Here is a 7,577-nt window from a genome sequence, read left to right as displayed (position 1 = left end):
CCCCAGCCCTCCGCCCCCACCACTCCCGGGCCGACGCCCGCACCGTCCCGTTCCACGCCCGGCACATCCGCGGCCCCCGCGCCGCCACCGGCCACCCCGCCCACATCACCGCGCCCCGAACCGTCCACGTCGCCTGCGGTGGAGCTGCCCCGCAAGTACACCCCGTCCGCCCGCAAGCAGCACAACAGCCGTTCGACCGTCACGACCATGCTGCTGCTCACCGCACCCGCCGTGCTGGCGGCCGCCGCGCTGCGCCCCCGTTCGTCCAGCTCGTCCGGTTCCTCCGGACGCCGTTCCTCGTAGGAGGCCTCCCATGCCGGAATGGCTGGTGCTGATCATCGCGATGGCTGCCGTCTGCGCCGTCGTGCTGACCATCACGGTCCTCAAGCAGCGTCGTATCGGCGAGGACGACGACCCGTCCGAGACGCCCGACGTCATCGAGTACATGGTGATGATGGTGGGGGTGGTGTACGCGATCGTCCTGGGCCTGGCCATCGCCGGGGTCTGGGAGGCCCGGGGCGCGGCCGAGGACTCCGTACGGGCCGAGGCGCAGGCCCTGCACGAGGTCAGCGAGCGGGTGCGGGCCTACCCGGAGGGCGCACGCGAGCAGATCCGCGCGGACGTGGACGCCTATGTCTCGTACGTCGTCCACAAGGAGTGGCCGGCCATGGCCGAGGAGGGCCAGGTCACCGACCGGGGCGGCGAGCTGCTGGACAAGGTGCGCGCCTCCGTGACCGACTACCGGCCGGCCGACGACCACGAGAGCCAGTCCTACCAGCCGCTGCTCGACCAGGTCTCGGCGGCCGACGCCGCCCGTAACACGCGGGCGAACAGCATGGACCCGACCCTGCCGAGGGTGGTCTGGTTCGGGCTGATCGCCGGTGCCGTGATCACCATCGGTCTGATCTTCACCCTCCAGATCCGGCGGTCGGGCCGCGAGTTGCTGATGGCCGGTGTGTTCAGCGCGCTGATCGCCTTCCTGCTGTTCCTGGTGTGGGACTTCGACGCGCCGTTCAGCCGCGGCATCTCGGCCACGGCGGATCCGTTCACGGATCTCTTCCCGCACTTGTGACGGACGGGTGCGCGACATAAACGACGGGTGCGCGACGTAGATGACCGGTGCGCGACGTAGATGACGGGTGCGCGACGTAAATGCCGCGACGTCCCGGAATTCCCCGTGCGATCATGCGCGCATGTCGTCGGAGCCGCCGGATCACGCGGGCAGGTCGCCGGACCTGCCGTTCACCGATGTACTGCGGGACCGCCTCGGCCCGGCCCGCAACGCGGTGCGGCTGAGCAGCAGTCCGCGCTCCCGTGTGTGGCGGGTCGAGCTGCGGGGCGCGCCCGCGGTGGTCAAGCAGGCCGTCGACGGCGCGGATGCGGACGGGCGGTACGCCCGTGAGGTGACCGCGCTGCGGCTGGCCTCGCGGGTGACGCCGCCCGTCGTACCGCGTCTGCTCGGCACGGATCCGGTCGCGCGCGTCCTGGTGCTGGAGCAGGTTGCCCACCGGCGGCCCGCGCCGGACTGGGTGGTCGGGTACGCGGCGGCGCTGGCGCGGCTGCACGCGGCCACCGCGTCCGTACCGGCCGACGGTGCGCCACCCCTGCCCGCCTGGTCGGGCCCGGCCCCCGCGGACATCGACTCCTTCCTCGCCCTCGCCGACCGCCTCGCGGCCCCGGTCCCGGACGGCACGGACACCGAACTGGCGGCCCTGCTGCGCCGGCTCGGCTCCGCGCCCGGACGGGCCCTGCTGCACGGCGACCCGTGTCCCGGCAACGACCTGCACACGCCGGACGGCATCCGGTTCATCGACTTCGAGCAGTCCTGCCTGGGCAACGGCCTCACCGAACTGGCCTATCTGCGCGTCGGCTTCCCGACCTGCTGGTGTGTCACGGCCACGCCCGATCCACTGCTGCGCGAGGCGGAGGCCGCGTACCGGAGGGAGTGGGAGGCGGCGACCGGCAGCGCGCCGCCCGGCGACCTGGTCGACGCGTGCGCGGGCTGGCTCGTCCGGGGTGACGCCCTGGTGCAGCGCGCCCATCGCGGGACCACCGACCACCTCGCCCGGCTGCCCGACGAGGACTGGGAGTGGGGCACGGTCACGGCACGGCAGCGGCTCGCGTACCGGCTCGGTGTCGTCGCCCGGCTCACCGGGAACCGCGACGATCTACGCGGGCTGGGCCGCCTCGCCGACGCCATGCGCGCCCGGATGCTCGGCCGCTGGCCCGGCCTCACCCCACCGCCCCACGAGCGCCCGCCGGACGACTGAGCCCCGAAACCTCCGTAGGGAGCGGAAAGGTTGGCGCCGAGCGCTGTTCACCCCACCGCCCTGTTCACCGTCCCCGTCCTGTGCTTCGATGCTGTGATCAACTGTTCGCCCACGGGCGGCTGTTCGGCCAGGGCCGGCCGTTCCCGCAGGGGCGTCGGAGAGGACGAGGTGGGCGCATGGACCGGCGGGGGTTTCTGAAGGGTGCGGCAGCGGCGTCGGCCGCGGGTGTGCTGGTGGGGGCCGGGAGCGGGCAGGCCGCCGCCACGGCCGCCAGGCCCGCCGGACGTGCCGCCGTACGCCCCCGGCCCACCGTTTCCGCCCCCGTACAGGACTGGATGTCGGCCCTCCCGGACAGCACGCCGATGCAGCGGCTCTCCATCCCGGGCACCCATGATTCCGGGGCGCGCCACGGCGGCCCCTGGGTCGCCTGCCAGAACACCACCATCGCCCAGCAGCTGGAGAGCGGTATCCGCTTCCTGGACGTGCGCTGCCGGGCCATCGACTCGGTTTTCGCCATCCATCACGGCGCGTTCTACCAGCAGTTGATGTTCGGTGACGTGCTGGTGGCATGCCGGGCGTTCCTCCGGGCGCATCCGTCGGAGACCGTGCTGATGCGGGTCAAGCAGGAGTATTCCGAGGAGAGCGCGGCGGAATTCCGGCGGATCTTCGACATCTACCTGGACGGCAAGGGGTGGCGCCCGCTGTTCCGGCTGGACGGCACGCTGCCGTCGCTCGGGCAGGCCCGCGGCAAGGTCGTGCTGCTCGCCGACTCGGACGGGCTGCCGGGCGTGCGCTACGCCGATCCGCGCGTCTTCGACATCCAGGACGACTACATGGCCGAACCGCTGCGCAAGTACCCGTTGATCGAGGGGCAGTTCCGCAAGGCCGCCAGGGAGCCCGGCAAGCTGTTCGTCAACTACGTCAGCACCGCGGCGCTGCTGCCGCCCCGCTCCAACGCGGACCGCCTCAATCCGCAGGTGAAGAGCTTCCTGACCGGTACGGAGGCGAGCGGCTGGACGGGGCTCGGCATCGTCCCGATGGACTTCCCGAACGAACACGGGCTGGCCGCGACGCTGATCCGGCACAACACGGGAGGGTGACATGCGGCTGCGACGTCTCCCACGCGCACGCCGGCCGCGCCACGCCGGCTGGATGTCCCTGGTGCTCGCCCTGGGACTCGCCCTGCTGCTGCCGCTGCTCATCGTCCCGGCGATGGGCGCGCCCGCACACGCGGCAAGCAGCCCGGCCCACGAACCGGCCCGTGATCCGGCCCGCAATCCGGCCCGCGTCGTCGCGGAGGTGCCGGTCGGCGACCGCATGCTCGACCTCGGGATCTCGTCCCCCGAGACCGACGCGCCGGTCAAGTGGGTCCGGCTGCTGCTGCCGAAGGGCTGGTCGAAGGGCGCCTCCCGTACGTGGCCGGTGCTGTGGCTGTTGCACGGCGGTGGCGGCAACCATCAGGACTGGACGGCCAACACCCACGTCGAGCAGTTGGCCGCCGACCGCGATGTGCTCGTGGTCATGCCGGAGACCAGCGGGTGCAGCAGTTACAGCGACTGGTACAACTACGGCGCCTGGGGTTCGCCGGCCTGGGAGACGTACCTGCTGGACGAGGTGCGGCCGCTGCTGGAGCGCGACTACCGCGCGGGGACGACGCGCGCCGTCGCGGGGCTGTCGATGGGCGGGCTGGGCGCGCTGAAGTTCACCGCGGCGCGCCCCGGGATGTTCCGCGCGGCCGCCTCGTACAGCGGCGCCGTCAGCCCCCTGTACCGGTCCACCGACGGCGGCCTGTCCGGCCCGGACGGCGTCAAGCTGGGCGCGCTGTCCTGTCTCGCCGACTGGAAGCGCGTCTGGGGCGAGCCGGGCTACCCGTTCGACACCGACGACCCGGCCGACCTGCGGCAGCAGTGGCTGTGGAAGCGCAACAGCCCGCTGGAGCAGGCGGCGTCGCTGCGCGGTACGCCGCTGTACCTCTCGTACGGGGACGGTACGACCGACGGCGGTCCGGGCTGGTCGTGGGGGAACGGCGACACGCCGCCCGCCCCGTCGCCCGCGCGCTGCACCGATCCGCCCGCGCACGGCACGCAGGACCCGGTCGAGCGCGCCGTGTACGGCATGAACCAGCAACTGCGCGCCAAGCTGGCGCAGCTGGGCATCCCGGCGACCGTGTGCGCCTCGAAGGGCGGGCACAGCTGGCCGTACTGGGAGCGCGAGCTGGTCGCGTCGTGGCCGATGCTGATGCGCGCGTTGGGCGCCTGAGGGGTGGGAGGTCGCGGCCCCGGGCACAGGGAGCCCCGTCCCGGAACCGTATGATCTGCTGGTGAGTACGACCGAGCGCGGCCTCGCCGCACGGCCCCCGGCCCCGGCCGAGCCGCGCACCCGCCGTCGCGCCACCGCCCTCGGCCTCTGCGCCGCGCTCGGCCTGACCTGCGCCGGCACGGTGCTGGCCGTACGGGCCTTCGCGCACGGCGGGTATCTCGCGTCCGGCGATCCCGGCACGGGCTCGTACGCCGGGGAGGCCGCCGACGGGGACGCGGCGGCCGACGCACTGCTGTCCGGCCCGTACACCGAGCGCCCCGCACCGCCGCCCGCCACCGTCCGTACGACGGCGCGCCAGGACACGGCCGTACGGGACAAGGCGGCCGAGCCGCCCGTATCGCAGCCGCTGCGGGCCGGGCCGGCGGCCGTGTCGGCCCCCGTCGGCCCGCTCTTCTCACCGGGCGGCGACGGCGACGCCGACCACCACTGCACCGCGAGCGTGGTGCACTCCGCGACGCGCGACCTGGTCGTCACGGCCGCCCACTGCGTCTACGACGGCGGCTTCCGTACGAACCTGGTCTTCGCGCCGGGCTACCACGACGGGGTCGTGCCGTACGGCGTGTGGGTGCCGTCCCGCATCGTCGTCGATCCGCGCTGGGCCGACGGGCGCGACGAGGACCACGATGTCGCGTTCCTCCGGGTGCGCCGTTCGCGCGGTACCGGCGCCGACGGGCAGCGCGTCGAGGACCTGACCGGCGCCGAGCGGATCCGCTTCTCGCCGCCCGGCGGCCTGCCGACGCGGACCGTCGGTTATCCCGACGACCGCGAGTCCCCCGTCGACTGCCGCAACACCACCTCCGCGCTGCCCGGCCAGCTGCGCTTCGACTGCGCCGGCTTTCCCAACGGCACCAGCGGCGGACCGATGCTCACCGCCGTCGACCCGGACACCGGCCTGGGCACGGTGACCGGCGTCATCGGCGGGCTGGACGAGGGCGGCGACGACGAGACCTCGTACAGCAGCTGGTTCGGCCCGGACATCGCCGCCCTGTACAGGCGCGCCACGACAGACGGCGCCTGAGGCGTACGCCCTACTTCCCGCGCGGCACCACCGTCTTGAGCACCTTCGGCAGCGGGTACCAGTCGGCGGTCACGATGCTGCCGTGGGCGGCGGCCAGCTGGTTCACGCGGGCCAGCGCCTCGGTCTCGGTGGGCTTGGTGCCGTCGATGACCGGGGACACCTGGTGCGCGTCGGTCATGATCAGCAGGTAGTGGCGGCTGTCGTACCAGGCGGTGTCGATGCCGTTCTTCAGGTACGTGGCGGCGTCGCCGTCGAAGACCACGAACCAGGGGCGCAGCGCGGTGTCGGTGTAGCGGGTGCGCGGGTCGCCCGCCGCCGCGCCGTGCACCGCGGGGAAGGCGGTGGCCTGGTTCAGCTTGCCCTGGGCGGCGAGGTTCTTCAGGTGGGTGGCGTACTCGCGGTCGGTCCACAGCTTGTCGAGCGGGTTGCCCTCCTCGACCGTGCCGGGTATCAGCTCGAAGAGGAACTTGCCGTTCAGCGCGGAGCGGGTGGGCCAGCCGTTCGCCTGTACGGCCTCGTCGAGGTCACGGTGGCCGGCGGCCAGGTCGCCGGGCCCGTACACCGCGTCGCCCAGCTTGGCGCGGACCAGCGCGTCGAAGGCGGCCGGGCCCCGGCCGCCCTTGTCGTTGAAGCCGTCCTTCATCTCGACCTTGACCGTGATCGGCCGGTGGCCGGGGTGGGCGTCGTGCCACGCCTTCATGTCGGCGAGGCAGCCGCCGAGGTCCTGGTCGCGTTTCTTCGTGCGCAGCTCGCCCGCGGTGGCGGCGTTCACGCAGTTGCTGTTGTTGCCGAACGGGTTGCTGTGCGAGACCCGCCAGGACTTGCCCAGCGCGTTGGTCCACACGTCCAGTTCGAGCAGGCTCGCGCCGGAGTCCAACGCGTCCGCGAAGTACGGGTACTTGGCCTTCTCGTAGGCGTTGTGGACGCCGACGGACGTGGTCGCGCCGTACGACCCGGCGGGCTGCGCCGCACCGGCCGGGCCCGCCAGCGCCACTACCACCGCCGCCGCGATCGCGGCCGTCCCCGCGCTCCGTGTTCTGCTCATGTGCCCCCGCTTTCGTTCCACTGGCCCCCCGGCTGCCCCTTGTGGCTCCGGAACCACCAGCCCCTCCGGTCGATGCAGCAGCGTACGGGAGTTGACGGGTGGTCCGCCCACCGGGTGGGTACGCGGGCCGGGAATCGCCGTGCCGAGCCAGCAAACCAGGATGTGGAGGACATGTACGGCATCGTGGACACCGTGCACACACCGCTCGACGACGCGCCCCCCGGAGGCCGGCCATGAGCAGCAGCGACCGCGCCCGGGTCAAGGCCCTTCTGAACACCTACGGCCGGACCTACGCCGACGAGGCCGGCATCCGGATCAAGGACACACCCCAGCCGCTGTATCAGCTGCTGGTGCTCTCGTGCCTGCTCAGCGCCCGCATCCAGGCCAATATCGCGGTGGCGGCGAGCCATGCGCTGTCCAAGGCCGGGATGCGGACCGCGCAGCGCATGAAGGACGCCACCTGGCAGCAGCGGGTGGACGCCCTCGGCGAGGGCGGATACCGCCGCTACGACGAACGCACCTCGACCCAACTGGGCGACGGCGCCGAGCTGTTGCTCGACAAGTACGGCGGCGACCTGCGCCGGATGCGGGACGCGGCGGACGGGGACACCGGCCGGCTGCGCTCACTGCTGCGCGAGGTCCCCGGCCTGGGGCCCGCCGGTACGGACATCTTCCTGCGGGAGGCCCAGGCCGTCTGGACGGACCTCGCGCCGTACCTGGACGCCAAGGCCATACAGGGCGCGGAGCGGGTCGGCCTGCCGTCCTCCCCCGACGCGCTGCTCAAGGCCGCCGGAAAGACGGACCCCGCCCTGCTGGCGGCGGCCCTGGTGCGCGCGGCGCTCGACAAGAAAGGCGCCGAGGAGATCCGTAAGGCCGGGTGAGCGGCCGGTGGCCCCGGTCCCGCAATGGGGACCGGGGCCACCGG

At 73.1% G+C, this 7,577-nt stretch carries 7 protein-coding genes and 1 pseudogene; 7 read left to right on the top strand and 1 reads right to left on the bottom strand.

The features are described from left to right. The 6 genes and pseudogenes from IH45_RS1000000150075 to IH45_RS01000000144015 all read left to right on the top strand — a co-directional run. A pseudogene (locus tag IH45_RS1000000150075) lies at window positions 1-303 on the top strand (hypothetical protein); the annotation flags it as partial. A gap of 10 nt (window positions 304-313) precedes the next feature. Next, window positions 314-1,072 (top strand): bestrophin-like domain, encoded by a 759-nt coding sequence (locus tag IH45_RS0123600; RefSeq protein WP_030671851.1) that lies wholly within the window; start codon window positions 314-316, stop codon window positions 1,070-1,072. A gap of 121 nt (window positions 1,073-1,193) precedes the next feature. Beyond that, window positions 1,194-2,270 carry a phosphotransferase family protein gene (locus IH45_RS0123595; protein WP_050515111.1) on the top strand — a complete coding sequence of 359 codons (1,077 nt, stop codon included), beginning with the start codon at window positions 1,194-1,196 and terminating at the stop codon, window positions 2,268-2,270. A 176-nt stretch (window positions 2,271-2,446) separates the two neighbouring features. Further along, entirely contained in the window at window positions 2,447-3,370 is a 924-nt protein-coding gene (locus IH45_RS0123590; protein ID WP_030671846.1) for a phosphatidylinositol-specific phospholipase C, read from the top strand. A 52-nt stretch (window positions 3,371-3,422) separates the two neighbouring features. Beyond that, window positions 3,423-4,529 carry an alpha/beta hydrolase gene (locus tag IH45_RS0123585; RefSeq protein ID WP_030671842.1) on the top strand — a complete coding sequence of 369 codons (1,107 nt, stop codon included), beginning with the start codon at window positions 3,423-3,425 and terminating at the stop codon, window positions 4,527-4,529. Window positions 4,530-4,590: 61 nt separating this feature from the next. After that, window positions 4,591-5,607 carry a trypsin-like serine peptidase gene (locus tag IH45_RS01000000144015; RefSeq protein ID WP_234440640.1) on the top strand — a complete coding sequence of 339 codons (1,017 nt, stop codon included), beginning with the start codon at window positions 4,591-4,593 and terminating at the stop codon, window positions 5,605-5,607. A 10-nt stretch (window positions 5,608-5,617) separates the two neighbouring features. On the opposite strand, the gene IH45_RS0123575 is transcribed toward IH45_RS01000000144015, so the two are convergent. Next, entirely contained in the window at window positions 5,618-6,652 is a 1,035-nt protein-coding gene (locus IH45_RS0123575; protein WP_030671835.1) for a phosphatidylinositol-specific phospholipase C domain-containing protein, read from the bottom strand. A 233-nt stretch (window positions 6,653-6,885) separates the two neighbouring features. Between IH45_RS0123575 and IH45_RS0123570 the strand changes: the two genes are divergently transcribed. After that, the gene (locus tag IH45_RS0123570; protein WP_030671833.1) at window positions 6,886-7,533 is read left to right on the top strand and encodes a hypothetical protein; all 648 of its coding nucleotides are present in this window, start codon (window positions 6,886-6,888) and stop codon (window positions 7,531-7,533) included. Window positions 7,534-7,577 lie beyond the last annotated feature (44 nt).

This window comes from Streptomyces rimosus subsp. rimosus, from assembly GCF_000720725.1.
Taxonomy (GTDB): Bacteria; Actinomycetota; Actinomycetes; order Streptomycetales; family Streptomycetaceae; genus Streptomyces; species Streptomyces rimosus_A.
The sequence above is the reverse complement of the archived record's forward strand: the minus strand, read 5'-3'. Positions and strand labels throughout refer to the sequence as shown.